Below are 25,262 nucleotides of genomic sequence, written 5' to 3' on the forward strand. Positions count from 1 at the left end.
GCTGCGTTGCCGTCGGAGAGGAATCTACGGATGATATTGATCTCCGGGAATCCCCTGGATGGACGTGAATCGATCTGATCCTGAGGGTCTTGATCTCCAGCCGCCGACCGCATAGGTTGCCCTCCGCCACGTCGCGCGGCGACGGGCAGCCATGGGGAGGCAACACATGATCGGCGCCGTGCGCGCACTCGTCTCGGTCGTCATGCTGGCCGGCTTCTACGTCGTGGCGCTGCTGCAACTCGTCGCGCTGGTCGCCGTCGGCTTCCTGATCGCGGACTGGACCACCGGGCTGGTCGCGGTCAAGATCGTGGTGCCGGTGCTGATCGCCGCGATCGGCGCGCTGGCGGTGTCGATGTGGCGGGCGATCAGGCACCGGCCCGACCCGGCGGTGGGCGTGCCGGTCACGGAGGCCGAGGCGCCCGCGCTCTGGGCGACGGTCCGCGAGCTGGCCGCCGAGGTACGCACCAGGATGCCCGACGAGATCCGGCTCATGCCCGACGTCAACGCCGGGGTCAGCGAGGACGCCCGCCTGCTCGGCCTGGTCGGCGGCCGGCGCTACCTCTACATCGGACTCCCGCTGCTCCAGGCGATGACCGTCGACCAGCTCCGGGCGGTGCTGGCGCACGAGCTCGGCCACTACTCGGGCCTGCATACCCGGCTCGCCGGGATCGCCTACCGCGGCCGGCTCTCCATCGCCGGCACGGTCGGCGCGCTGCCGCCGTACAACCCGACGGGTTGGGTCTTCCGCGGTTACGGGCGCCTCTACCGGCTGGTCGACAACGTGGTGTCGCGGCGGCAGGAGCTCGAGGCCGACCGCGCCGCCGTGCGCGTCGCGGGCCGGACGGCCGCCATCTCCGCGCTGCGCGAGCTGCCCGGCCTGGACGCGGCGTGGGACTTCTTCTTCTCCCGGTACGTGGAGCTGGGCTGGACGGCCCGGTTCGCGCCCGACGACCTGTTCGGCGGCTTCGGCGCGCTGCTCGCGGCGCGCACGGACGAGTTGGCGAAGCTGCGCGAGCGCGAGCCCGAGGCGACGTCGTCGGCCTGGGACACCCACCCCGCTCTCGGCGTACGCGTGGCCGCGATGGCGGGTGCCCCCGAGGTCGACCGCGTGGCGGACGACCGCCCGGCCGGCGCGCTGCTGCCCTACCTGGCGGCGACGGGCCGGCGGATGCAGCAGGTGCTGATCGACGTCGGTGACCGGCAGGTGCTGCCGTGGCCGGAGTTCACCGCCGCCGCGATCGCCTCCGGCGACCAGCACGGCGCCGACTCCGTGCTGCGCGCGGCGGCCCGCGCCACCGGCGCGCAGGTGGTCAGCCTGGAGACCGTGTTCGGGCTCGTCGCCGACGACAAGCTGGGCGAGTTCGCGGCGCCGTTCTTCGAGAACGCGACCCGGCGCGAGGCGGCGGCCCGGTTCGCCGGGCCCATGACGCTGCTGCTGCGGGTGGCGGCCGTGCGCTCCGGCGCCGGGCGGTGGGTGCACTCGTGGTCCGAGCCGGCGGAGTTCGCGGGCGTCGACGGGCGGGCCCTGCCGCTGCGGGAGATCGCCGAGCTGGCCGTGGCGCCGGCGACGCTCGACGAGGCCCGCAAGCGCCTGGCCGACCTGGGCATCGACCCGGCCGCCGCCGCGATCGTGGAGGAACGGGCCACCGCGCGGGGTGCGCACATCATCGCCGGGATGGCCAACGTCAAGGTCGACGGCGTCGGGCACGACATCCTGCTGCTCAACAACGGGTTCGTCTTCGTGGCCGACCCGGGCGACGTCGACAAGGGCCGCACGCGGCTGCGCGCGCTGGCGGGGTCCGGACCGGCCGAGGAGCTGGCGCGTACCCACCGGTTCCTGCCCTACGAGGAGGTCGCTTCGGCGCGGGTCGAGAAGCGGACGCCGATCCGGGCGACGCTGACCCTGCACGACGGGACGACCATCGCGCTCCAGGAGAAATGGGGCAGCGAGGACCTCGAGAAGGACAGCCGGGAGACCATGCACGAGGTGCTCGCCCAGCTCGGGAGTTAGGACTTCGACGGATTATCCGTTACGGGTCGTAAGCTGGGTTTCATGACCGCCATGGCACCCCGGCGCGACAGCCCCGACCTGTCGTTCCTGCTCGACCACACCAGCCACGCGCTGCGCTCGCGGATGACCGCGGCGCTGGCCGAGATCGGCCTGACGCCGCGGATGCACTGCGTGCTCGTGCACGCGCTGGGGGCGGAGCGCACGCAGATCCAACTCGCCGAGATCGGCGACATGGACAAGACGACGATGGTGGTCACCGTCGACGCGCTGGAGTCGGCCGGCCTGGCCGAGCGGCGGCCGTCGAGCACCGACCGCCGGGCCCGGATCGTCGCGGTGACGCCGTCGGGGGCTGAGGTGGCCCACCGGAGCCAGGAGATCGTCGACCGGGTGCACGCCGACGCGCTGGGCGCGCTGCCCGCGACCGAGCGCAAGGCGTTCCTGCACGCCCTCGAGCGGCTGGTCGGCGACCACCTCGCCGCGCCGGTCGAAGCACCCCGCCCGGTCCGCCGCGCCCGGGAGCGCGGCTGAAGTAGTCCCTTGAAAGATTGTCTGTAACGGAACTATCCGCTACGGTCCTTGGGTATGGCTATCTCCGCCCGGTGGACCGCCCTCGGCGTGCTCGCGACCGGCTCCCTGATGACCGTCCTCGACGGCAGCATCGTCACCGTCGCGATGCCCGCCATCGCGACCGACCTCGGCTTCGCGCCGCCGGCCCTGAGCTGGGTCGTCAACGCCTACCTGATCGCCTTCGGCAGCCTGCTGCTGCTCGCGGGCCGGCTCGGTGACCTGCTCGGTCGCACGTGGATGTTCCTGGCCGGGACGGCGGTGTTCACGGCGGCGTCGCTGCTGGCCGGTGCGGCGACCACACCGGCGATGCTGATCGCGGCGCGGTTCCTGCAGGGCGCGGGCAGCGCGATGGCCGTGGCGGTCAGCCTCGGCATCCTGGTCACGCTCTTCACCCGCCCCGCCGAGCGGGCCACGGCGATCGCCGTCTTCAGCTTCACGGGCGCCGCGGGCGCGGCCGTCGGCCAGGTGCTCGGCGGCGTGCTCACCGACGCGCTGAACTGGCACTGGATCTTCCTCATCAACCTGCCGATCGGCCTCGCGACGGTGCTGCTGGGCCGCCGGACGCTGCCGGCGGACCGCGGCCTCGGGTTGCGCTCCGGCGCGGATGTCGCAGGGGCCCTGCTCGTCACCGCGGGCCTGGTGGTGGCGATCTACGCGGTGGCCTCGTCGGGCGGCGTGGCGCGGATGCTCGGCCTGCTCGCGGTCGCCGCGGCTTTGCTGGCGGGCTTCGCGGTGCGGCAGGCCACGGCCCGCACCCCGCTGGTGCCGCCGCGGGTGCTGCGCGCACCGGGTGTCGCGGTGGCCAACCTGGTGCAGATCCTCACGCTGGCGGCCTGCTTCGCGTTCCAGGTGCTGGTGACGCTCTACCTGCAGAACGTGCTGGGTTACGACGCGCTCCACACCGGACTCGCGATGCTGCCGGCGGCGGTGGCGATCGGCGCCGTCTCGCTAGGGCTGGCGGCGCGCCTCAACGCCCGCTTCGGCGAGCGCCGGATGCTGCTGGTCGGCCTGGTGCTGCTGTTCGGCACGCTCGCCCTGCTGGTCCGCCTGCCGGTGCACGCGAACTACGTCGTCGACGTGCTCCCGGTGATGCTGCTGGCCTCCGGCTTCGGCCTGGTGCTCCCGGCACTGGCGACCCTGGCGATGTCCGGCGCCCGGCCTGACGACGCGGGCCTGGTGTCGGGGGTGTTCAACACGACACAGCAGATCGGCATGGCCCTGGGCGTGGCGGTGCTGTCCACATTGGCCGCCGCCCGCACCGACGGGCTGCTCGCCGCGGGCAGGCCGGCCGCGGACGCGTTGACCGGTGGTTACCGGCTGGCCTTCGCGGTCGGCGCGGGGCTGGTCGCGGTGGCCTTCGTCGTCGCTCTCACTCTGCTCCGGCCGTCCGCCCCGCGGACGACGACCGCGCTCCGAACGGACCCGAACGACCTCGAACAGCCCATTGCGTTGAGGACCGTCTAGACGGCTGCGATGGTCGGGACATGAGCGGCGGGCGCCGGCCCGCCGCCTTTTCCCGAACGGAGAACCGACGAAGCGCGTACTCGTGCGGCTCTTCGCGGCGCTTCGTCCACAGTGGTCGGAAAGAAGATCCAGACCTGGTCGTGCCACGACCCCGTCCGAACCAACCAGTACTTCTACCGGTCGACCCCCGCCGGCGGGCACTTCGGACTGATGAACGCCGGGAGTGGGCTCTGCCTCCAAGGCTGGGCCAGGGGGTCACAGGTCACACAGGAGGAATGCGGGGTCGGCCGGACGGCCGCGAGGTGGCAGGAGGTGGCGGTGCCGGGTGGCAGCCCGCTCCCCGGCGGTGTCCTGCTGAAGAACGTCGCGACCGGCCGCTGCCTGGCGATCCCCGGAGGCCAGACCGCCAACGGCACCTGGCTGGTCACCTGGGACTGCGGCAGCGCCGCCAACCCCGAGCAGATCTGGTACATGGAGCCCTGATCCCGCGGGCGTCAGCGCGGAGAGAGCAGGCAGAACTCGTTGCCCTCCGGGTCCGTCATGACCGTCCACGGGACGTCCAGGTCGATCGGCGTGGCGCCGAGGGTGCGCAGTCTGGCCACCTCGGTCGCCGCGTCGTCGTTCGGGTACGGGCGGATGTCGAGGTGCACCCTGTTCCACACCGTCTTCGCGTCGGGTGTGCGCAGGAACTGCAGGTACGGGCCGACGCCCGTCGCCGAGCGGAAGACCGCGTTGTGGTCGGTCGTCCGGACGAGCGTCCAGTCCGTCGCCGCGCCCCAGAAGCGGGCCATCGCCGCCGGATCCGCGCAGTCGACCACCACCGAGGCGATCGGGCCGGTGTCGCGGATCAGCGGGCCGGGGGCCAGGACGCAGAACTCGTTGCCCTCCGGATCGGCCAGCACCACCCAGTCCTCGGCCTCGCCCTGGCCCACGTCGGCGCGCGTCGCACCGAGGGCCGTCAGGCGCGCGACGAGTTCCGCCTGATGGGCCGCGGAGGTCGTGGCGAGGTCGACGTGCACGCGGTTCTTCACGGTCTTCGGGTCCGGGGAGGCGACGAGGTCGATGGAGACGGCGGTAGGGTCGGGATAGTCGAAGCCCGCGGGCTCGATGTTGAGCACGCCGGGTGCCTCGACCGAGACCTCCCAACCGAGCGCCGCCGCCCAGAAACGGCCCAGCAGAGCCTCGTCCCGGGCCTTCATCGTGATGTGTACGAGCCGCGTCGCCATGCGCACGACGCTAGCGCGGTGCCCTAGAAGCTCATCGCACCGGCATGGTCGACCTCGACGAGGAAGGCCACCCGGTCGGTGCGCAACGGGTACGGGCCACCCAGGTATTTCTGCGCCAGCCGGTCGATGATCTCCCAGCCCCGGTCGCCGTCGACCACCTCGACCACCCGGCCGCGCAGGTGGGCCATCTCGTTGGGGGCGTCCCGCCCGGTCAGCGAGATCGCCACCCGCGGGTCGCGTGCGATGTTGCGGGCCTTGCGCGACCCGGGCGAGGTCAGGAACGCCACGTGCGGCCCCTCGCGGCTCACCCAGACCGGCACGCTGTGCGGCGCGCCGTCAGGGAGCAGGGTCGCGAGGTGTGCCGTGCACGGCGTGTCGAGCAGCCGGACCACGTCGCTGGGCAGGTCACTCATGATCTCGACGGTACGCCGCCATTCGGACACCCGCTGCCCCGGCGCCACGGCGGCTGGACCAGAATGAGCCACATGGAGACGATCGTCGGCAGGTATCTCGGCGCGGTGGGCCCGACCCAGGTGGACCCGTCCGCCATCGGGTTCTACGCGATGCTCGACGCGGTGCGGGCCGTCGAGCCGGGCATCGCCGCCGCTACCGTGCAGGAGTTGCTCGACCAGCGGTCACACCTCAAGCTGATCGCGTCCGAGAACTTCAGCTCGCTGGCGACGCAGGCGGCGCAGGGCTCCCTGCTCACCGACAAATACGCGGAGGGTTTCCCGGGTCACCGGTTCTACGCCGGCTGCGACAACGTGGACACGATCGAGGCGCGGGCGGCCAAGCTGGCCACCGACCTGTTCGGCGCCGACCACGCGTACGTGCAGCCGCACTCCGGCGCCGACGCCAACCTCGTCGCGTTCCTGGCGATCCTGGCCACCCGGGTCGAGGCCGACGTGCTGACCCGGTTCGGCACCGCCGACGCCCCGGCCCGGCTGCCGCAGCTGACCGTCGAGCAGTTCGCGCAGCTCCGGCGCGAGGTCAACGACCAGCGGCTGCTGGCGATGGACTACTACTCCGGCGGGCACCTGACGCACGGATACCGGTTCAACATCTCGAGCCGCATGTTCGACGCGCACTCGTACTCCGTGGATCCGGAGACCAAGCTGCTGGACCTCGCGGCCGTGCGGGCCAAGGCCAAGGAGGTCCGGCCGCTGATCCTGCTCGCCGGCTACTCCGCGTACTCCCGGAAGATCAATTTCGCGAAGCTCCGGGAGATCGCCGACGAGGTCGGCGCGACCCTGATGGTCGACATGGCGCACTTCGCCGGCCTGGTGGCGGGCAAGGTGTTCACCGGCGACTTCGACCCGGTGGCCCACGCGCACGTCGTCACCACGACCACGCACAAGACGCTGCGCGGCCCGCGCGGCGGCATGGTGCTGTCGACGGGTGAATACGCGGAGGCCCTCGACAAGGGCTGCCCCGCGATCCTCGGCGGCCCGCTCTCGCACGTGATGGCCGCGAAGGCGGTCGCGCTGCGCGAGGCGTCGCAGCCCGAGTTCGCCGACTACGCCGCCCGGATCGTCGCCAACTCGCAGGCGCTGGCGGAGGGCCTGCTGAAGCGGGGCGTCCCGGTGCTCACCGGCGGCACCGACAACCACCTGCTGCTGGTCGACGTCGAGGAGGGCTTCGGCCTGACGGGCCGCCAGGCGGAGCAGGCCCTGCGCGACTGCGGCATGACGCTCAACCGCAACAGCCTGCCGGGCGACCCCAACGGCGCCTGGTACACGAGCGGCCTGCGCCTGGGCACGCCGGCCCTGACCACGCTCGGCATGGGCACCGGGGAGATGGACGAGATCGCCGACATCATCGCCCGCGTGCTGGCGGCCACCACGCCGGCCGCCGGCGAGGGCGGCAAGCCGGCGAGCAAGGCCAAGTTCACGACGACACCGGACGCGGTCGACGAGGCCGGCAAGCGGGTGCACGCGTTGCTCGCGCAGCACGTGCTCTACCCGAACCTCGACCTCGACCACGTGCACCCGAGCGACTTCGGCCTGACGGCCTTCGAACACCGGGGCGCGGCCGCCTAAGGGAGGTCGACCACGACCGCGGAGTAGGACAGCCCCGCGCCGAAGCCCACGAGCAGGGCCGGGCCGCGCGGGGCGTCGGGGGCCGCGAGCAGCGCGTCCAGGGCGAGCGGGATCGAGGCCGCCGACGTGTTGCCGGCCGTCTCGATGTCGCGGGCGATCACGCAGGAGTCCGGCAGCCCCAGGGCCGCGGCCATCTTGTCGGTGATCCGGGCGTTCGCCTGATGGGGTACGAACGCCGCCAGGTTCTCCGGTTCGAGGCCGGCCGCCTTCACCGCGTCGCGGGCCGTCCCGATGACCTCGCCGACCGCCCACCGGAACACCTCGGGCCCCGACATCGACATCGTCGGCCAGACGTCCGGGTGCTCGCGCAGGTTGGTCCACGGCACCTCGTGCCCGATCAGCTTGAACCGCGACCCGTCTGCGCCCCAGACCACCGGCCCGATCCCCGGCTCCGGCGCCGGCCCGACGACGACGGCCCCGGCGCCGTCGGCGAACAGGAACGCGAGCGACCGGTCCGTCGGGTCGACGATGTCGGTCATCTTCTCGGAGCCGATCACCAGCACGTGCCGCGCGCTGCCGGCCCGAACCAGCGCGTCCGCGACCGCGACCGCGTGCGAGAACCCGGCGCAGGCCACCCCGAGGTCGATGGCGGCGGCCCCGGTCGCACCGACCAGATCGGCCACCTGCGGTGCCGCCGGCGGCGACTGGTGCGTGAAGGACATGGATGCCACCAGCACGGTGTCGACCGCGGACGGGTCCAGGCCCGCGCGGCAGACCGCCTGCCGGCCGGCCGCCGCCGCCATGCTGATCACCGTCTCGTCGGGGCCGCCGAAGCGCCGGCTCACGATGCCGGACCGCCGCCGGATCCACTCGTCGGTCGAGTCGATCCGCGTGCAGATCTCGGCGTTGGACACCACCCGCGCGGGGCGGTACGCACCAACGCTGATCAATCGACTGCCCCGGTCCGTGCGCATCGACACCCCCTAGCAATTACAGCCAGCGCGGCCCGGGGGCCGGGCCGGATTGGCGAACCTCAGGAGCCACTCCGGGACGCTTCCAGCAACTCGTTCGCCGAGGCTCGCACGTGCCGCGCGACGGTCGGCGACACGCCCACCGGACGACTCGCCCAAGCCACCGCCCGCTGCGCCGACGCCGCCCCCGGCCGCCCGGCGGTGGGGTGCACCAGCGCGTGCAACAGCTCGTCGCCGGCCCGGCCCAGCGCGGCCACGGCGGCGACCAGGTCCGGCGGGGCGGGCGCGGCGAGCGCGTCGGCCTCGGTGCGCAGCGCGCGGTGCGCGTGCCCCAGCGCCCCGCCCACGTGCGGGACCGCGACCGGGAAGCGCCGCAGGAGCCTCCGGGTGTCGCGGTGCAGCAGGGCTACCGAGACCAGCCGGCCCACCCGCTCGGCCTCGGCGACCAGCTCACGCAGCAGGTGCCGGGCCGAGTCGATCCGCTCCGCCGCGTCGCGGGTCGCCACCCGATCGGCGGCACGGAGCCCGTCGCGCCCCTCCTCGAACGCGTCGGCGAGCCAGGACCGCACCTCGGCCGTCGACCGGCGCAGCGTGAACAGCGGCGCCAGGGGCACGATCACGGCCCGTACGCCGAGCGCCACCCCGGCCCCGATCAGCGCGTCGATCCAGCGCTCGTAGTAGATCCCGGCGCCGGCCGACGGATAGAGGGCCACGATCAGCACGGCCGTGGTCGTCGCCTGGTTGAGCAGCATCTTGCCGCCGCTGACCAGCAGCGCGAGCCCGGCGGCCAGCACCACCACCACGGCGAGCTGCAGCGGGCCGCGGCCGATCAGGTGGACCAGGCCGTCGGCCAGGATCAGCCCGACCGTCACGCCGAGGATCAGCTCGACGGTCTGCCGTACCTGCCGGCCGATCGAGCCGCCGACGACGAGGACCGCGGCCGCCGGCGCGAAGAAACGCGTTGGTCGCGCCGAGCGCCATCTCCGCGAGGAACCAGGCCAGCCCCGCCGCGACACCGATCTGCAGCACCACCCACCGGTCGGCCCAGGTCGCCCGTAGGCGCGCGCGAAGCCGGCCGGGCGTCACCTGCGCATGCGGAGGAAGCCGCGGACCACGTCGTCCGCGAGCAGGGACAGGCCGATGCCCAGCAGCCAGGTGTCCTTGGCCAGCGGCACGCCCGCCTCCGTCGGCCGCAGGCTGCCGTCGCGGCGTAGGCCGGGTGTGCGGAGGTAGAAGCCCACGAGCCCCGCCGCGAAGCCGGTCAACGCCAGCCCGGCGACTCCCTCCGGCACCAGCGGGAACAGCAGCACCGAGCCGATCGCGATCTCGGCCGTGGAGAGCAGCCGGAGGAACTGCTTCGGCTCCATCTCGCCCAGGAACGGGTACGCCGTGGACGCCTGACCGTGATACGCCTTCGCGGTCACCTCGTCGGCTCCCCGCTTCTCCAGGCCCGAGTTGAGCACGAAGGCTCCGGCGGCCAGCCGCAGCGGCGCCTGGTGGGCGAGATCTCGCAGCAGCAACACGTGACTCCTCCTTGTTCGCGACAACATGATGCGGACAGGGGGGATCATGCACGCCCGTACCCGTTGGCGCCTGGCTCAAACTGGCCGCCACCTCGCGTCCACCGGCCCGTAACGCGGACCGGCTATCCTCCCGGGCCATATGAACGCCGTCCCGCGGGTCGTCCGCAACGACTGGTCCACCGTCACCGTGCCCGACCTGGCCGGCTGGCGACCGACGCGCACGGTCAGCGTGATCATCCCGGCCTACCGGTGCCAGGAGACCCTCGACCTGACGCTGGCCTCGCTGAGCCGGCAGACGTACCCGGCCGAGCTGCTCGAGGTGGTCGTCGCCGACGACGGGTCGGAGCCCGCGCTGCGGCTGCCGCCCCTCCGCCCGGCCCGCACGACGCTGGTCCGCGTCGAACAGGGCTGGGGACGGGCCAACGCGCTCGCCTGGGGCGTCCGGCACAGCACCGGCGAGATCCTGCACTGGCTGGACGCCGACATGGTGGTCTACCCCGACCACGTGGCGGCGCAGGTCCGCTGGCAGCACGTGCTGCCGTACGCGGTGACCCTGGGCTACAAGCGCTTCGTCGACGCGGCCGAGCACGGCCCGTGGCCCGCGCCCGAGGTGGTCGACGACGCGTGGCGGCGGGGCGTGCCCGAGGGCCTGTTCGGGGGCGCGGCCGGCGAGCCGCACAGCTACGTCGAGCGCTACATCACCCAGACAGACCAGCTCCGCACCGCCGACCACCTGGCGTTCCGGATCCACGTCGGTGCCACCGCCGCGCTGACCCGCGACCTCTACGAGGCGGCCGCCGGATTCGACACCGGCCTGCGGCTCGGCGAGGACACCGAGTTCGGCTACCGGCTCGCCCAGGCGGGTGCGGTGTTCGTGCCGGAGCCGGCCGCCCGCGCCTGGCACCTCGGCCGCACCCAGGTGATGAAGGCCCGCGCCCAGGTGGCCCGCTACAACCAGGCGTTCTTCGCCGACCGCATCCCGTACCCCCGGCATACCCGCACGTCCGGCGGGACGGTCTGGACCGTGCCCCTGGCCGAGGTGGTCGTTCCGGTCGGCGACGAGCCGCTGGAGCGGGTCCGGGCCGCGACCGACGCCGTGCTCCACGGCACCGACCTCGACGTGCGGGTCAACCTGCTGGGCCCGTGGGACAAGCTCGAGGACGGGCGCGTGTCGCCGATCGCGGACCCGCACCTCGACCTGCGGTTGATCGCCGCGACCTACCGCGGCGAGCCGCGCGTCCGCCTGGTCACCGAACCGGTCGACGCCTTCCCCGCGCCGTTCCTGCTCGATCTGCCGCCGGCGCACCGGCTCGCGCCGGACACCCTGCGCCACCTGGTCGAGCTGGCCGACCACCACCAGGTCGGGCTGGTCCGGGCCGGCGAGGTAGCGCTCTGGCGCACCGCCGCCGTGCGCCGGGCCGAGCAGGTGCGCGCCCCCGGCGAGGCGCTGCGGGACGTGGTGACCGCCGTCTGGGGCAGCCGCGACGAGACGCCCGCCGCGGTCGGGATCACCCCCGACGACGAGGGCGCGCCCGTGGCGGCGGGCCGGCGGAAGCGGCCGTTGCCGTCCACCGTCGAGGTCGGTGGGGTGCGCTCGCTGGCGAGGGCGACGATGGTGGTCGGGCGGCTGACCGCCCGTCAGCTCAGGGTGAGGTTGATCCGGCGACGTTGAGCGGCTCGCCCGCCGGTCGCCGGCGGCGCAGCACCACGTCGCGCAGCTTGGCCCGCAGCTTCGGCGGCAGCAGCCAGACCTGCAGGAACGTGACGTAGTCGAGGAGACCCGGGCGGCCATGCCGGACCGCCTCGCCGAGCACCTCGCGGAACACCCGGAAGCTGCCGCTGGCCACCGCCATCGAGCTGATCACGCTCAGCGTCACCGCCGCGTACGCCCGCGGGGTGAACAGCGACCGGTTGGCCTTGGACCAGGCGAACATCCGCTCCCACGGCGAGGCGAGGCTGAGCCGCGGGCGGTCCTCGTCGGTGTGCCAGACGACCAGCGGCTCGGGCGCGACGAACAGGTCGACCCCGTCGACGGCCAGCGCGCGCAGGGTCCAGTCGAGCTCCTGCAGGCGGGGCAGGCCCACGGTGAACGGCACCCGGCGGAACAGCTCGGCCGGCGCCAGGATCATCGAGGTCTGCACGAAGCCGTCGCCGTGGAACAGCCCGCGCCGGACCGTCAGGTACTCGCTGCGGTTCTCGCCGAACTCCGGCAGCCGCCGCGGCATGACGAAGTCGGCCCGGGGCGTGCGGTTGATCAGGCGGCAGGTCACGATCGGCAGGGGTACGTTCGCCGACTTCGCCTCGTCGAGTTGCACCGCCAGCTTCTCGGGCATCCACTCGTCGTCGTCGTCGAGCATGGCGACGAAGGAGCCCTGGGCCGCCGCGACGCCGGCGTTGCGGGCGTTGGGCGCCCCGCCGCTGCTGGGCAGCACGACCGTCCGTAGCCGGGGGTCCGGGATCGCGGCGAGCGCCGCCACCGTCTCCTCGTCCGGGCCGTCGACCACCACGATCACCTCGAGGTTGTCGAAGGTCTGCCCCAGCACGCCGCGCACCGCGCGGGTGACCAGGGCCGGACGGGAGCGCGTGGGGATCACGACGCTGACTTCCGGGATCGCCGACATGCGGCGGAAGCTATCGACGCCACCCAACGGGAAGATGAACACGGCGTGGGCCAGGGGTGTCCGATCCGTGGCTGGTCCGGCACGGCGCGTAGCGTGGAGTGATGTTGGCGCAACCGGCGCAGTCCCTCACCGACCTGCTCCTCGGCCTGGTCGTGTGCGCGCTGGTGGTCGCCCTCCTCCGGCACCGGGTCGCGCCGCGGCACCGGTACTGGGAGATCGCCCTCGGCTGGATCGCCCTGTCCGCGCTGGGCGGTTTCGTCCATCACGGCTTCCTCGTCCGGTGGCCGGCGGTGGCGACGGTGAGCTGGACGCTGATCAGCGTCATGATCGTGCTCGGCGTCTCCTACCTGCTCGCCGCCACGGTGGAGGAGGTGCTCGGCCCGGGCCACCGGCGGGTCTTCTGGGCCCTGCGGGCGGCCGGGCTCGGCGCCTACCTCGGCCTGGCGATCACGACCGGGGCCGGCGTCGGCGCCCTGATCCTCTGCGAGTCGATCACGTTCGCCTGCATCGTCGGCCTGTGGGCCTGGGCGGCCCGGCACCGCCACCCGCTGGCGCTGCCGGTGCTGATCGCCATCGTGGCCAGCGGCGCGGCCGCCGGGACGAAGGTGATCTCCGCGGACCTCTCGCCCCTGGACGGCGACTCGCTCTACCACCTGGCCCAGATCGTCGGCATCGTGCTGCTCTACCGCGCGATCGCCCCGACCCGCCGCCGCCCCACGCCGCAGGTGGCCACGTAGCCGCGGTCACGGCCGTGACCTTGGTTATTACTCGTTCGTGACATTCCGGGGATGGCGCCCGGACATCGTGCTGGCACCGTCTCCCGGGTGATCAGCCACGCGACCACCTCGCCCGTCGCCGGTACGTCGGCCGCGCTCGCCGAGGCCGTGATCGATCTCGGTGCGATCGCCGCCAACGTCCGCACCATCGGGGCGGTCACCCGGACCGACGTGATGGCCGTCGTGAAGGCCGACGGGTTCGGGCACGGCGCCGCCGCGGCCGCCCGCGCCGCGCTCGACGGCGGTGCCACCTGGCTCGGCGTCACCTCGTCCGCCGAGGCGCTCGCGTTGCGCGCCGGCGGCATCACCGCCCCCATCCTGAGCTGGCTGCACCGCCCCGACGAGGATTTCGGGCCCCTGCTCGCGGCCGGCGTCGACGTCAGTGTCTCGACCGTGCCGCACCTGCGATCGGTCGCCGCGGCCGCCGCCCGTTGCGGGCAGACCGCGATGGTGCAGCTCAAGGTCGACACCGGCCTGTCCCGCAACGGGGCCCGCGCGGACGAGTGGGGCGACCTGGTCGCCCTGGCCCGCGCCTACGAGACGGCGGGGAGCGTCCGGGTCCGGGGCGTCTGGTCGCACCTCCAGGACGCCGACCAGCCCGGCTCGCCGCTGGTCCGCCGGCAGGTCAGCGCGTTCCGGGCCGCTGTGCGGGTCGCCCGCGCCGCCGGGCTCGATCCCGTGCTGCTGCATCTCGCCAACTCCGCCGCCGCGCTCACCGCGCCGGCGACCCGGTTCGACATCTGCCGGGTCGGGCTGGCGGTCTACGGCGTCGAGCCGGTGGGCCACGCCAACTTCGGGCTGCGGCCCGCGATGACGCTGCGGTCCAGCGTCGTCAACCTCAAGCGGGTGCCCGCCGGCACCGGCGTCTCGTACGGCCCCGACCACGTCACGGGTGCGCCGACCACGCTGGCGCTCGTGCCGGTCGGCTTCGCCGACGGTTTGCCCCGCTCCGCCGAGGGGCGGGCCGAGGTGCTGGTCGGCGGCGGGCGCTGCCCGGTCGTCGGCCGGATCACCATGGATCAGGTCGTGGTCGACGTCGGCGACCGCCCGGTGCGGCTCGGCGACACCGTCACGCTCTTCGGGCCCGGGACGGCGGGCGAGCCCACCGCGGCCGACTGGGCGCGCTGGGCGGGCACCAATCCGAACGACATTCTGACCGGCATCGGTGCCCGGGTGGCCCGGCGGTACACAGGGGTTACGGCATGAAGATCGCTGTGCTGTTCGGCGGCCGGAGCGGGGAGCACGAGGTCTCCCGCAACTCGGCGGCCAGCATCATCGCCAACCTGGGCGACGCGTACACGGTGACCGAGGTGTTGATCGGTCGTGACGGGCAGTGGCACGTCGACCAGGTGCCGGTCTCGTTCGGCGCCGCCCTCGACGTGCTCGCCGCGCAGGACGTGGTCTTTCCCGCCCTGCACGGCCCGTACGGCGAGGACGGCACGGTCCAGGCCGTGCTGGAGTGGCTCAACGTCCCGTACGTCGGCAACGGGGTGCTGGCCAGCGCGGCCGGCATGGACAAGGCGGTCACCAAGACGCTGCTCGCCGCCGACGGGCTGCGCGTCGCCGGTGGTGTAACGTTGCGTGCCGGCGCCCACCTCGAGCCGAACAACCAGGAGCGGCTGAACCTGCCGGTGTTCGTCAAGCCGGCCCGGGCCGGTTCGAGCCTAGGCGTCTCCCGCGTGACCGAATGGTGGCAGCTGCCCAAGGCCCTCGCCCTGGCCCGGATGTTCGACGACAAGGTGCTGGTCGAGCCGGCCGTGATCGGCCGCGAGGTCGACGTGGCCGTGCTGGAGCACCCGGACGGCCGGGTCGAGGCCGGCCCGCCGCTGGAGATCACCGTGACCGGCGCGGGCTTCTTCGACTACGACGCCAAGTACGCGGGCGGGGCGCGCTTCCAGATCCCGGCCGACCTGCCCCCGGCGACCACCGCGATCCTGCGGGACCGGGCGATCCGGGCGTTCCACGCGCTCGGCTGCCGCGGGCTGATCCGCGTCGACTTCTTCCTCCCCGAGGTCGACGGGGAGCCGGTGGTCAACGAGGTCAACACGTTCCCCGGCTTCACCAGCGCGTCGCAGTACCCGCAGATCTGGCAGCGGGCCGGCATCAGCTACCCGGAGCTGCTGGACATCCTGATCGCCGGTGCGGTCAAAGATCCTTCGGGCAGGTCAGCGGTCCGCGACGCTGCTCACCTCTGACCAGCGTCACCGGCGCGGCGGAGGTCACCGCCTGCACGGTGCAGACGATCTGCACCACCCCGAGCACCGAGAGCGCGTCGACGTCCGCCGACAGCGAGACGACCGTGCCGTCGCCCGAGAAGCCGAGCTTCGCCGGTGCGATCTCCGGCGGCACCTCGGTGTTGAAGCCCTGCTGCCGTTCGGCCGGGGTCGGCCCGTCGGCGAGCTCGGTCAGCACGTCGGCCGGCAGGGCGGTGCGCGGGCCGCGCAGCACCACGCTGGGTTCGTCGCCGACGAGCAGGTAGATCCGCGCGCCGCCGACCGTGCCGACCGGCGCCGGGCCACCGATGATCACGTCGCTCGGCCGTACGCCGCACCCGGCGAGCAGGAACACCAGCAGCAGGCCGGCGGCGGCCGCGCGCCTCATGCCTCACCTCCGGACGGCAGGCGCAGGGTGAAGACGGCCCCCCGCGGTGACCCGTTGCCGGCGACGAGCGTGCCGCCGTGCAGCCGGGCGTTCTCGAGTGCGATGGCGAGGCCCAGCCCGGCGCCGTCGGAGCGCGACCGGGCGCTGTCGGCCTTGTAGAAGCGGTCGAAGGCGCGCGCCAGCACCTCGGGGGGCAGGCCCGGCCCGTGGTCGGCGACGGTCACCTCGACCCAGCCCGGGGCCGCCCGCAGCCGCACCGAGACCGGGGTCGCGCCGTGCCGCAGCGCGTTGCCGACCAGGTTGGCGACGACGACGTCGAGCCGGCGCGGGTCGAGCCGCGCGACGATGCCGGCGGGCAGCTCGGTGTCGACCTGCTCCGCCCAGCCGCGGGCGCGCAGCGTCGCCCGGATCGCGGCGCCGACGTCGATCTCGTCGAGGGAGAGCGCGGCGGTCCCGGCGTCGAACCGGCTGATCTCGATGAGGTCCTCGACGAGGTGCGCCAGGTTCTGCGTCTCCTGGCTGACCAGCCGCGCGGCCTTGCCCGCGTCGCCGGGCAGCCGCGCCGCCTCCTCGTCGAGCACGTCGGTCACCGCGGTCATCGCGGCGAGCGGCGTACGCAGCTCGTGCGACACGTCGGCCACGAAGCGCCGGGCGTCGGCCTCCATCCGGCGCAGCTCGCCTACCTGGTGCTCGAGCCGCTCGGCGGTCTGGTTGAAGATCTGCGCCACGCCGGCCAGCTCGTCGCTGCCCCGCACCGTCGCCCGGGTCGTCAGGTGACCCTCGCCGAGCCGGCGGGCGGCGCGACCCAGCTCGCGCACCGGGCGCAGCACGCCGCGCGCGGCGAGCAGGGCGAGCAGCACGGCCAGCACCAGCGACGCGGCGCCGGTCGACCAGGCCAGCGCGGCGAGCTGGTCGATGCTGTGCTGTTCCTCGCCGAGCGGGTGGAGCCGGTAGACCTCGATCCCGGTGGGCTCGGTGCCGCCGTCCGGCCGTTCGGCCAGCAGCTGCGTGCCGATGGCCAGCACGGGCGTGCCACCGTCGGACACCCGCTGCCAGACCACCCGGCCGCCCGGCACGGCGGAGCGCAGGTCGGCGGGGATGTCGCCGAGCGTGATCCCGATCGACGAGGCGCCGGCGCCGCGGTAGGCCACCACGGACGGATCGGGTCCGGCGCTGACCACCCGCGCGATCGCGTCGAGCTGGTCCTGGCTCGGCGGCAGCTCGCGTACCGGCGGGAGCCGCTTGACCTCGTCGACCAGCGAGAGCACCGCCGCGTCCTGGGCCTTCTGCAGGATCACCGTGCGGGCCTGCCCGTAGCTGACGCCCGCGACCAGCGCGGTCGTGGTCAGCCCGAGCACCGCGAACGCGAGCAGCAGGCGACCGCGCAGGCCGAGGGCGAATCCCGTCACAGGGGCCCGAACCGATATCCGAACCCGCGGACCGTCTGCACGTACGCCGGTGCCGTGGTGTCGTCCTCGATCTTGGCCCGGAGCCGCTGGACGCACGCGTCGACCAGCCGCGAGTCGCCCAGGTAGCCCTGGTCCCAGACGGCCTCGAGGAGCTGCTGGCGGCTGTGCACCCGGCCCGGCGTCGCGGACAGCTCCAGCAGCAGCCGCAGCTCGGTGGGCGCGAGACCGACCGGCTCGCCGGCCTTGCGGACCACCAGCGCGGCCCGGTCGATGGTCAGGTCGCCGTGCTTCTCCGTCGCCGCCGCCCCGGGCGACGGCGACGGCGACCGCCCGTTGGTGCGCCGCAGCACCGCCCGGATCCGCGCCTCCAGCACCCGGGCCTGCACGGGCTTGACCACGTAGTCGTCGGCGCCGGCCTCCAGGCCGGCCACCACGTCCATGTCGTCGTCGCGGGCGGTCAGCATGATGATCGGCAGGTCCTGGTCGGCGCGGATGCGCCGGCAGACCTCGAAACCGTCCATGCCGGGCAGCATCAGGTCGAGCACCACGACGTCGGCGGGCGCGGCGGCCAGGATCTCCAGGGCCCGCTCGCCGCTGTCGACGGCGTCCACGGCGTGGCCCTGCCGGGTGAGCGCGATTCGCAGACCTTCCCGTACGGTGTGATGGTCTTCGATCAGCAGCACCCGTGACATGGCACAACTATCGCATTTGGCGTCGAGGTGACCGCCGCTCACGTTGTGCGTTTGGCCACCCCGGCCAGTTACCAACGCGTAGCGTGACGTGTCGATGACTGAGTTGCTGGCGCAGGACTACCTGCTCGAAGCCCGCCAGATGCAGGCGCTGTCGTTCGTGGTGCACATCCCGCTGGTCTGCTTCGGGATCGCCTTTCCCGCGCTGGTGCTCTTCGTCGAGTGGCGCTACCTGCGCACCGGCGACGAGATGTACCGGACCCTGGCCCGCCGCTGGTCGAAGGTCATGGTGGCGCTGTTCGCCGCGGGCGTGGTCACCGGCACGATCCTCAGCTTCGAGCTCGGGCTGCTGTGGCCGAACTTCACCGCGACGTTCGGCGAGGTCTTCGGACTCGGTTTCGCGATCGAGGGCTTCTCGTTCTTCCTCGAGGCCATCTTCATCGGGATCTACGTGTACGGGTGGGACCGGCTCGCCCCGCGCACCCACTTCTACGCCGGGCTGCCCATCGTGGTCGCCGGCGTGGTCGGCTCGTTCATGGTGATCGCGGTCAACGGCTGGATGAACCACCCGAAGGGCTTCACGTACGAGAACGGGCAGGTGGTGGAGTCCAACGCGGCCAAGGCGCTGTTCGCCAACTCGTACTTCTGGCATGAGTTCGTGCACATGTACGTCGCCGGCTTCATCGTCACCGGGTTCCTGGTCGCCGCCGCGTACGCCACCTATGCCCTGCGCGGCCGGTGGGGGCGCTACGAGCGCACCGCGTTCGCCGTGCCGATGACCGCGGCCGCGGTCGCGTCGCCGGTGCAGTTGCTGGTCGGCGACTGGGTGGCCCGGGAGGTGGCCAAGAACCAGCCGGTGAAGCTGGCGGCGATGGAAGGGCTAGGCCAGACCACCAAGGGCGCGGCGCTGCACATCTTCGGCTGGTACCAGAACGGCGACGTGATCTGGGGCCTCGGCATCCCCAAGCTGCTCTCGCTGCTGGCCTTCCACGACATCAACTCCACCGTGCAGGGCCTCGACGTCGTGCCGCTGGAGGACCAGCCGCCGGTCAACGTGGTCCGCTACGCCTTCCAGAGCATGGTCTTCGCCGGCTCGTTCATGGCCCTGGTGGCGGTGCTCTTCCTCTATCTGCGCTGGCGGCGCGGCGGGCTGCCGGTGAGCCCGTGGTTCTACCGGGCGGTCGTGCTCTGCGGCCCGCTCTCGGTGATCGCGCTGCTCGCCGGCTGGATCACCACCGAGGTCGGTCGGCAACCCTGGGTCGTGTACGAGGTGATGCGCACCGAGGAGGCCGTCACGGGCGCCTCCGGCATCCCCGTCGGCTACGGCGTGCTGGCGGCCGTCTACCTGGCGCTGGTGATCGCGGTCGGCTGGGTGCTCGTCCGGCTGGCCCGGGTGCCCATGGCCGAGCCGCCCGACGACCAGATCGACGCCGTGCACCCGCTCAGCCAAGCGCGCTGACGCCATGGTGCTGCAGACCCTGCCCGCGGCCGTCGTCGTCATCGGCCTGATCCTCTACACGCTGCTGGCCGGAGCGGACTTCGGCGCCGGGGTGTGGCAGCTCTCCGCCGGTGGCGGTGCGCACGGCCGGCGGATCCGGGACCACTGCCACCACGCGAACGCGCCGGTCTGGGAGGCCAACCACGTCTGGCTGATCCTGGTGATCACGGTGCTCTGGACGGCGTACCCGACCGTTTTCGGGGCCGTCTTCTCGACGCTGGCGATCCCGATCTTCCTCGCGGCGCTGGGCATCATCCTGCGGGGCATGTCGTACGCCCTGCAGAACGCGGCGAACGCCCGGCAGCGGCGGTACATCGACGTGTCGTTCGCGGCCGCCTCGATCATGACGCCGTACATGCTCGGCAGCGTGATCGGCGCCATCGCGAGCGGCCACGTCCCGCCGGGCAACGCGCTCGGCGCCGAGGTGGCGAGCTGGACCGGCGGCACGTCGATCCTGGCGGGCTTCCTCGCGGTGGTGACGGGCGCGTTCCTGGCCGCGGTCTTCCTCGCGGCCGACGCGCACCGGCTGCGGGAGCCCGACCTGGTCGAGTCGTTCCGGTCGCGGGCGCTGCTCGCGGGCCTGGTGGCCGGCGGGCTCGCCGTCGGCGGCCTGTTCGTGGTGCGGGCCGACTCGCCGCGGCTCTTCGACGGGCTGACCTCGGGCTGGGGTCTCGTGCCCGTGGTGGTCAGCGGGGTCGCCGGGCTGGTCGCGATGGGCCTCGTGGTGGTGCGCCGGTTCACCGCGGCGCGGATCGCGGCGGCGCTGGCGGTGGCCGCGGTGATCGTCGGGTGGGCGGTCGCCCAGCGCCCCTACCTGCTGCCGACGACGGTCACCATCGAGGACGCGGCGGCCAACGACACCACGCTGATCGCCCTGATCGTCTCGCTGGCCGTCGGCGCGGTCGTGCTGTTCCCGAGCCTGGCGCTGCTGTTCCGGCTCACCCTGACCGGGAGCTTCGACCCGACCACGCAGGGTCCGCCGGCGGTGCCCGGCGGGACCGTGTCGCGGGAGCGGCGCAAGCACGCGGCGCAGACGGCGATCGGCTTCCTGATCACGGGGGTCGTGCTGCTGACGATCGCGGAGCCGACGGTGGCGCACATCTTCGGGCTCATCTTCCTGCTGATCGCGATGCTGGCGGGCTTCCGGGCGGTCGGCCCGACGGAGCTCGCGGCCCGGCCGGCGGAGCCCGTCGCGGGCCGGTCGTTGCGCGACCTGCTGCGCCGTCCCTGGTAACAGTTCGGATATTTCCGACTCGGGCGGTCTGTGCCTGCTCCGGAAGTCCGGCTCCCGGCAGCGAATACGCAGCTCAGGGCCTTGTAGTCTGCCCGTCATGGACATTGGCAAGGAGACGCACGAGTACGAGTTCGCTCCCCTGCACAGCGACCCGTTCGCACCTGTCGTCGAACCCGCCGTCACCCCCGCCCCGGTCGAACCGGCACCGGTGAAGGAGCCTGCAACCACGTGACCCGGTCGCCCTTCCAGGACCAGTTCAGCGCGGACAGACCGTCGACCTTCGTGGCCGGAACCCTACGTGGTTACCGCCAGTGGGAGGTCACCCTCGACATGAGGCTCAAGGCGGTGACCCAGAACCACATCTGGCACTCCCCCATGCGCGCGATCTGCCGTCATCCCCAGACGGACCACACCGCCCCCCATGCCGACTGCGCCTGCGGCATCTACGCCTGCCACCGCCCCGACGACGACCAGCTCGCGGCCGACTCGGTGCTCCACCCCGGCGCCGTCGTGACCGGCGTGGTCGAGGCCTGGGGCCGGGTCGAGGTCGGCGAGCGCGGCTTCCGCGCGCAGCACAGCAAGATCGTCGCGCTGGAGTACGCGATGCCGACGCAGGCCAACCTGGTCCGGGCGTTGGGTGAGTCGCGCTACATCTTCGACGAGCGCCGGCGCACAGAGCTGCCCGACGGCCGCGTGGTGAAGACCGTGGAGCTCGTGCTCTACCTGGGCTCGCCGCGCAAGTGGGAGAACCAGCTCGCCCGCAGCTACCCGTCGGTCGAGGTGTTCGGCGACCGTTCGTCGATGGTCAAGGCGTACCCCCCGATCGACGTGAGCGGCCTGCTGCCCCGCTGACCACCTGCGCCCGGCGACGCGTGAGGAAGCGCAACTCGGCGGCGTTGTCGGTGCGGGCGATCGCCGCGTCGTAGGCGCGGGCGGCTTCCGGGTCACGGCCGAGCCGGCGGAGCAGGTCGGCCCGCACCGAGTGGTACAGGTGGTAGCGGTCCAGGTCGAGCCCGGCCACCAGGTCCAGCGCCGCCGCCGGGCCGTCGACCTCGGCCACCGCGACCGCGCGGTGCAGTGCCGCGACCGGGCTCGGGGCGATCGCCATCAGCTGGTCGTACAACGCGACGACCTGGCGCCAGTCGGTGCCGCCGGGGTCGGTGTGCACCGCGCTGATCGCGGCCTGGATCTGGTAGGGACCCGGCCGGCCGCCCGCCAGGCAGGCACGCACGACGGCCCGGCCCTCGGCGATCTGGCGGCCGTCCCAGCGGCTGCGGTCCTGGTCCCTGAGCAGCACGAGATCACCGTCGGCGTCGGTGCGCGCGGCCCGGCGGGCGTCGGTGAGCAACATCAGCGCGAGCAGGCCGGCCACCTCGGGCTCGTCCGGGAGCAGGCCGGCGAGCAGCCGGCCCAGCCGGATCGCCTCGCTGGTCAGCGGCTCGCGGGTCAGCGCGTCCCCGGACGTCGCGGTGTAGCCCTCGTTGAAGATCAGATAGACGACCGCGAGCACCGCCCGCAGCCGCTCCGGGAGGTCGGCCGCGCTCGGCACCCGGTACGGGATGCCCGCGTCCCGGATCTTGCCCTTGGCCCGGACCAGCCGCTGCGCCATCGTCGCCTCGGGCACGAGGAAGGCCCGCGCGATCTCCGCGGTGCTCAGCCCGCCGAGGAGGCGCAGCGTCAGCGCGATCCGCGCGGGCTTCGCCAGCGCCGGGTGGCAGCACGTGAAGATCAGCCGCAGCCGGTCGTCGCCGATCGCGTCGGGCGTCGCCGGCTCCTGGCCCGCGCCGTACAGCAGGGTGGCCTCGGCCTGGCGGGCGTCCCGCGTCGACTCGCGCCGGGCCTTGTCGATCGCGCGATTGCGGGCGGTCGTGATGATCCAGCCGGCGGGGCTGGGCGGCAGGCCGGTCTCGGGCCAGCGCAGCACCGCGGTCGCGAACGCGTCCTGGACCGCGTCCTCGGCGGTGTCGATGTCGCCGAAGACGCGGACCAGGACAGCGACAGCGCGGCCGTACTCCGCGCGGAAGACCTGCTCGACCTCCGCCGTGGACACGACCCGCATTGTGCTCCGCGGTCAGGGAAGGTGTGTGGCGGGATCGCCGTGGAACGGGCGCACCTCGATGGGCAGCCGGGTCGCCTTGGCGAACTTCCGGGCCCAACGCAGGGCCTCGTCGAGGTCGTCGGCGGCGAGCACGGTCAGGCCGCCGAGATGCTCCTTGCCCTCGATGTACGGGCCGTCGGTGAGCACGAAGTCGGTGCCGTCGTGCCGGACGACCGTGGTCGCGCTCACCGGGTGCAGCCCTCCCGCGAACACCCAGGCCCCGGAGGCCCGCAACTCCTCGTTGACCGCCTCGACCTCCTTGATGATCGGCTCGAGTTCCGCCGGTGGCAGGCGGCTGCCGTCGCCGGGCTGCTGGACCGCCAACAGGTAGTGCCTCATGGTCTCGGATCCTCTCCGTATCGGGCCATTCAACAGCTACACGAAGGCACCCGGCCCGGATCGACAGCCAGGTGCGAGGATTTCGGCGTGACCGATCTCGCCTTGCCCACTCCGAACGGATACAGCCAGGTCGCCTCTGTGCCGCCGGGCCGCCGGCTGGTCTGGACCAGCGGCCAGGTGCCCGTCGACACCGACGGCACGGTGGCGGTGGGTGACTGGGCGGCGCAGACCCGGCAGGTCCTGCGCAACGTCGGCGCGGCGCTGGCCGCCGGCGGCGCGACCTGGGGCGACGTCTTCAAGCTGACGATCTACGTCACGGACACCGCGGAACTGCCGACCGTACGCGCGGTCCGCGACGAGTTCGTCGACACCGCACGCCCGCCGACGAGTTCGCTGGTGCGGGTGGCGGGCCTGGTGCACCCGGACTTCCTCATCGAGATCGAGGCCGTCGCGGCCGTCTAGGTCGTCCGGCGCGGCGGTGTGTCAGCTCGACGGCTGGCGGTTGGCCGGGGAGTCGGTGGGGATCGCGCAGGCCGCGGTGCCGCCGGGGAGGCGGTGGCGGTTGCGGGCGACCCAGCGGTAGGCCGGCCAGGCCAGGGCCGTCACCGGGCGCAGGCCGAGCACCGCGCCCGCGAGGCGCCACGGCTGCCGGCTGGAGCGCAGCAGGTCGGCGATGGCCGCCGGGCCCGCGGTGGCGGGGCCGCCGTCGGCCGGGACCCACTGCACCGCCTCGACGCACTGCGCGCGGGTCAGGCGCAGCGCGGTCAGGTCGGCCCACTGCCACGGGACGACCGTCGCGGTGGTCGGGATCCAGCGTTCGAGGAACCGCGCGCACATGGTGCAGAACGCGCAGTCGCCGTCGTACACAAAGGTTTCGGTCATCAGCCTCCGCCTATCTCCGCGGGTACCGGATCAAGACTATCCGCGGTGCGACGGCGGGTGACCGCCCGGCGCAGCCACTCGATCGGGCGCACGCGCTCCAGGGGGAGGAACGAGGTCATCGCGATCAGGTGCGGCGCGAACGAGATCGAGATGGTGGCGAACGAGAGCAGGTGGAACGAGTAGAAAAAGGCGATGGTCGCGTAGCGGTAGCGGCCCTTGAGCGCGAAGACCAGCGGGCTCAGCGCCTCGAAGGTGACCATGCCGATCTGGGCCGCGATCATCAGGTAGGGCACGCTCGCGATCAGGTCCGCGAACTCCGAGCCCCGGCGGATGAACGCGCGGGCCAGGACCGAGCCGGTCATCCAGCCGAGCCCGCCGAACCGGATCTTCGCCCAGGCCGCCAGGAAGTAGGTGGCCACGACGGCGATCTGGATCATCCGGAGCGCCCACCCGGCGGCCTCGCTCGGCGTGCGGTCGCCGTGCCGGGCCCGGCCGACGGTGGGCAGCACGGCCAGCGCGATCAGGAAGGCGAACCGGTCGTGGTCGACCTTCCCGTAGCTCATCGCGATGATCAGCCACTCGAAGTAGAGCCCGAAGACCAACCAGCCGAGCAGCCGCGGGAACCGGCCGGTCGCGGCGAGCGGGGCGAGCACGAGCAGCGCCCAGAACACCACCGCGACGAGCGCCGTGGTCGGCTCGGGCAGGTGCAGGGTCCGGCCGATCCACAGTGGCTGGTAGAGCTCGGTCGGCACGTCGCCCCGGGTGCGCACCCAGGAGCTGTAGACCAGCAGGTCGAAGACCACGAAGAGATAGGTGAGGGTACGCAGCGCGGCCACCCGGCCGCGGGGCGCCGCCTCGAACAGCCAGGCCCTCACGAGGCGCGTCGCCAGACCGCGCGGACGTCGTCGTGCCACCGGCCGGTCGCACTGCTGTTGTGGATCTCGTGCAGCCGGACGATCAGCGCGACCTCGTCGAGCGGCGCGGCGCCGGGGTTGAGGCCCTGGTATCCGTCGGCGATCCGGGCCAGCCGCGCCGGGTCGGCCACGTACGCGCCCTCCTGGCCCTCGATCTCGGCCCGCCGCACGCCCGCGTTGCGCTCGTTGAGCACGATCGTGCGGCCCGTGCGGTCGGTGCCCTCGACCCGGGTGTCGGGCGCGGGCTCGTTGGGGCCGTTGACGCCCGCGTACATGCTGAACGGTCCGAACGGGAACTTGTCGTCGTAGCCCCAGAGCGTGCCGGCGAGCAGCAGCACGACGCCGACGATCGTCGCGACGACGCGCGTGGCGCGGCCGCCGGCCGTCAGCTGTGCCATCT

The 25,262-nt window shown here is 73.1% G+C and carries 27 protein-coding genes and 1 pseudogene; 14 read left to right on the forward strand and 14 right to left on the reverse strand.

The window, feature by feature from the left end:
• The first annotated feature begins 166 nt into the window (after positions 1-166).
• The 4 genes from Asi02nite_RS15635 to Asi02nite_RS41625 all read left to right on the forward strand — a co-directional run bounded on the left by Asi02nite_RS15635 (position 167) and on the right by Asi02nite_RS41625 (position 4,525).
• Complete coding sequence (locus Asi02nite_RS15635; protein ID WP_203713589.1) at positions 167-2,011, forward strand: M48 family metallopeptidase; 1,845 nt, start codon at positions 167-169, stop codon at positions 2,009-2,011.
• Positions 2,012-2,053: 42 nt separating this feature from the next.
• Positions 2,054-2,539: a MarR family winged helix-turn-helix transcriptional regulator gene (locus Asi02nite_RS15640; protein WP_203713590.1), complete on the forward strand. Its 486-nt coding sequence runs from the start codon at positions 2,054-2,056 to the stop codon at positions 2,537-2,539.
• 54 nt (positions 2,540-2,593) lie between these two features.
• Positions 2,594-4,042, forward strand: coding sequence for an MFS transporter (locus Asi02nite_RS15645; protein ID WP_203713591.1), 1,449 nt, complete (start codon positions 2,594-2,596; stop codon positions 4,040-4,042).
• 312 nt (positions 4,043-4,354) lie between these two features.
• Complete coding sequence (locus Asi02nite_RS41625; RefSeq protein WP_239126743.1) at positions 4,355-4,525, forward strand: RICIN domain-containing protein; 171 nt, start codon at positions 4,355-4,357, stop codon at positions 4,523-4,525.
• A gap of 11 nt (positions 4,526-4,536) precedes the next feature.
• Here Asi02nite_RS41625 and Asi02nite_RS15655 read toward each other — a convergent pair whose 3' ends face one another.
• Together Asi02nite_RS15655 and Asi02nite_RS15660 are read right to left on the reverse strand one after the other, a co-directional pair.
• Positions 4,537-5,268, reverse strand: coding sequence for a VOC family protein (locus Asi02nite_RS15655; RefSeq protein ID WP_203713593.1), 732 nt, complete (start codon positions 5,266-5,268; stop codon positions 4,537-4,539).
• 23 nt (positions 5,269-5,291) lie between these two features.
• Complete coding sequence (locus Asi02nite_RS15660; protein WP_203713595.1) at positions 5,292-5,681, reverse strand: TIGR03618 family F420-dependent PPOX class oxidoreductase; 390 nt, start codon at positions 5,679-5,681, stop codon at positions 5,292-5,294.
• A gap of 72 nt (positions 5,682-5,753) precedes the next feature.
• On the opposite strand from Asi02nite_RS15660, the pseudogene Asi02nite_RS15665 reads away from it, so the two are divergent.
• Positions 5,754-7,244, forward strand: a pseudogene (locus Asi02nite_RS15665) (glycine hydroxymethyltransferase); the annotation flags it as partial.
• A gap of 59 nt (positions 7,245-7,303) precedes the next feature.
• On the opposite strand, the gene Asi02nite_RS15670 reads toward Asi02nite_RS15665, so the two are convergent.
• From Asi02nite_RS15670 to Asi02nite_RS15680, 3 genes are all read right to left on the reverse strand, one after another.
• The gene (locus tag Asi02nite_RS15670; protein ID WP_203713599.1) at positions 7,304-8,281 is read right to left on the reverse strand and encodes a beta-ketoacyl-ACP synthase 3; all 978 of its coding nucleotides are present in this window, start codon (positions 8,279-8,281) and stop codon (positions 7,304-7,306) included.
• Between the two features lie 59 nt (positions 8,282-8,340).
• A complete protein-coding gene (locus Asi02nite_RS15675; protein ID WP_203713601.1) occupies positions 8,341-9,294 on the reverse strand; it encodes an FUSC family protein in 954 nt (317 codons plus the stop codon).
• A 66-nt stretch (positions 9,295-9,360) separates the two neighbouring features.
• Entirely contained in the window at positions 9,361-9,801 is a 441-nt protein-coding gene (locus Asi02nite_RS15680) for a hypothetical protein (protein WP_239126744.1), read from the reverse strand.
• Between the two features lie 139 nt (positions 9,802-9,940).
• On the opposite strand from Asi02nite_RS15680, the gene Asi02nite_RS15685 reads away from it, so the two are divergent.
• Entirely contained in the window at positions 9,941-11,473 is a 1,533-nt protein-coding gene (locus Asi02nite_RS15685) for a glycosyltransferase family 2 protein (RefSeq protein WP_203713603.1), read from the forward strand.
• Here the strand turns inward: Asi02nite_RS15685 and Asi02nite_RS15690 are convergent.
• Positions 11,445-12,422: a glycosyltransferase family 2 protein gene (locus Asi02nite_RS15690; RefSeq protein ID WP_203713605.1), complete on the reverse strand. Its 978-nt coding sequence runs from the start codon at positions 12,420-12,422 to the stop codon at positions 11,445-11,447. The two genes, Asi02nite_RS15685 and Asi02nite_RS15690, sit on opposite strands and share 29 nt — an antisense overlap.
• A gap of 101 nt (positions 12,423-12,523) precedes the next feature.
• On the opposite strand from Asi02nite_RS15690, the gene Asi02nite_RS15695 reads away from it, so the two are divergent.
• The 3 genes from Asi02nite_RS15695 (at position 12,524) to Asi02nite_RS15705 (ending at position 15,393) form a co-directional block, all read left to right on the forward strand.
• Entirely contained in the window at positions 12,524-13,159 is a 636-nt protein-coding gene (locus Asi02nite_RS15695; protein WP_203713606.1) for a DUF6962 family protein, read from the forward strand.
• A gap of 87 nt (positions 13,160-13,246) precedes the next feature.
• Positions 13,247-14,404 (forward strand): alanine racemase, encoded by a 1,158-nt coding sequence (gene alr / locus Asi02nite_RS15700; RefSeq protein WP_239126745.1) that lies wholly within the window; start codon positions 13,247-13,249, stop codon positions 14,402-14,404.
• Positions 14,401-15,393 (forward strand): D-alanine--D-alanine ligase family protein, encoded by a 993-nt coding sequence (locus Asi02nite_RS15705; protein WP_203713609.1) that lies wholly within the window; start codon positions 14,401-14,403, stop codon positions 15,391-15,393. Before alr ends, Asi02nite_RS15705 begins: the two co-directional genes overlap by 4 nt.
• Here Asi02nite_RS15705 and Asi02nite_RS15710 read toward each other — a convergent pair.
• From Asi02nite_RS15710 to Asi02nite_RS15720, 3 genes are read right to left on the reverse strand one after another with little or no spacing between them, the layout of a single operon-like run.
• Positions 15,344-15,799 carry a GerMN domain-containing protein gene (locus Asi02nite_RS15710; RefSeq protein ID WP_203713610.1) on the reverse strand — a complete coding sequence of 152 codons (456 nt, stop codon included), beginning with the start codon at positions 15,797-15,799 and terminating at the stop codon, positions 15,344-15,346. The genes Asi02nite_RS15705 and Asi02nite_RS15710 overlap by 50 nt on opposite strands.
• Positions 15,796-17,208: an ATP-binding protein gene (locus tag Asi02nite_RS15715; protein WP_203713611.1), complete on the reverse strand. Its 1,413-nt coding sequence runs from the start codon at positions 17,206-17,208 to the stop codon at positions 15,796-15,798. The genes Asi02nite_RS15710 and Asi02nite_RS15715 overlap by 4 nt, the downstream gene beginning before the upstream one ends.
• Complete coding sequence (locus Asi02nite_RS15720) at positions 17,205-17,900, reverse strand: response regulator (RefSeq protein ID WP_203713612.1); 696 nt, start codon at positions 17,898-17,900, stop codon at positions 17,205-17,207. Before Asi02nite_RS15720 ends, Asi02nite_RS15715 begins: the two co-directional genes overlap by 4 nt.
• 94 nt (positions 17,901-17,994) lie before the next feature.
• Between Asi02nite_RS15720 and Asi02nite_RS15725 the strand changes: the two genes are divergently transcribed.
• The 4 genes from Asi02nite_RS15725 (at position 17,995) to Asi02nite_RS15735 (ending at position 21,481) form a co-directional block, all read left to right on the forward strand.
• A complete protein-coding gene (locus Asi02nite_RS15725; protein WP_203713613.1) occupies positions 17,995-19,356 on the forward strand; it encodes a cytochrome ubiquinol oxidase subunit I in 1,362 nt (453 codons plus the stop codon).
• 4 nt (positions 19,357-19,360) lie between these two features.
• Positions 19,361-20,629, forward strand: coding sequence for a cytochrome d ubiquinol oxidase subunit II (locus tag Asi02nite_RS15730; RefSeq protein WP_203713614.1), 1,269 nt, complete (start codon positions 19,361-19,363; stop codon positions 20,627-20,629).
• Positions 20,630-20,726: 97 nt separating this feature from the next.
• Positions 20,727-20,861: a hypothetical protein gene (locus Asi02nite_RS42330; RefSeq protein ID WP_275410344.1), complete on the forward strand. Its 135-nt coding sequence runs from the start codon at positions 20,727-20,729 to the stop codon at positions 20,859-20,861.
• The gene (locus Asi02nite_RS15735; protein ID WP_203713615.1) at positions 20,858-21,481 is read left to right on the forward strand and encodes a hypothetical protein; all 624 of its coding nucleotides are present in this window, start codon (positions 20,858-20,860) and stop codon (positions 21,479-21,481) included. The genes Asi02nite_RS42330 and Asi02nite_RS15735 overlap by 4 nt, the downstream gene beginning before the upstream one ends.
• On the opposite strand, the gene Asi02nite_RS15740 is transcribed toward Asi02nite_RS15735, so the two are convergent.
• Positions 21,435-22,679 carry an RNA polymerase sigma factor gene (locus Asi02nite_RS15740; protein WP_444541771.1) on the reverse strand — a complete coding sequence of 415 codons (1,245 nt, stop codon included), beginning with the start codon at positions 22,677-22,679 and terminating at the stop codon, positions 21,435-21,437. The genes Asi02nite_RS15735 and Asi02nite_RS15740 overlap by 47 nt on opposite strands.
• A 21-nt stretch (positions 22,680-22,700) precedes the next feature.
• Positions 22,701-23,066 (reverse strand): YciI family protein, encoded by a 366-nt coding sequence (locus tag Asi02nite_RS15745; RefSeq protein WP_203713617.1) that lies wholly within the window; start codon positions 23,064-23,066, stop codon positions 22,701-22,703.
• 87 nt (positions 23,067-23,153) lie between these two features.
• Here Asi02nite_RS15745 and Asi02nite_RS15750 point away from each other — a divergent pair, with 87 nt between their 5' ends.
• Positions 23,154-23,528, forward strand: coding sequence for a RidA family protein (locus tag Asi02nite_RS15750; RefSeq protein ID WP_203713618.1), 375 nt, complete (start codon positions 23,154-23,156; stop codon positions 23,526-23,528).
• 21 nt (positions 23,529-23,549) lie between these two features.
• On the opposite strand, the gene Asi02nite_RS15755 is transcribed toward Asi02nite_RS15750, so the two are convergent.
• The 3 genes from Asi02nite_RS15755 to Asi02nite_RS15765 are packed head-to-tail and all read right to left on the reverse strand — an operon-like array spanning position 23,550 to position 25,260.
• Positions 23,550-23,948 carry a thiol-disulfide oxidoreductase DCC family protein gene (locus Asi02nite_RS15755; protein ID WP_203713619.1) on the reverse strand — a complete coding sequence of 133 codons (399 nt, stop codon included), beginning with the start codon at positions 23,946-23,948 and terminating at the stop codon, positions 23,550-23,552.
• Positions 23,948-24,823 (reverse strand): MFS transporter permease, encoded by an 876-nt coding sequence (locus Asi02nite_RS15760; RefSeq protein ID WP_203713621.1) that lies wholly within the window; start codon positions 24,821-24,823, stop codon positions 23,948-23,950. Before Asi02nite_RS15760 ends, Asi02nite_RS15755 begins: the two co-directional genes overlap by 1 nt.
• The gene (locus Asi02nite_RS15765) at positions 24,820-25,260 is read right to left on the reverse strand and encodes a hypothetical protein (protein WP_203713623.1); all 441 of its coding nucleotides are present in this window, start codon (positions 25,258-25,260) and stop codon (positions 24,820-24,822) included. The genes Asi02nite_RS15760 and Asi02nite_RS15765 overlap by 4 nt, the downstream gene beginning before the upstream one ends.
• Between the last annotated feature and the right edge of the window lie 2 nt (positions 25,261-25,262).

The organism is Asanoa siamensis, from assembly GCF_016862555.1.
GTDB classification, from domain to species: domain Bacteria; phylum Actinomycetota; class Actinomycetes; order Mycobacteriales; family Micromonosporaceae; genus Asanoa; species Asanoa siamensis.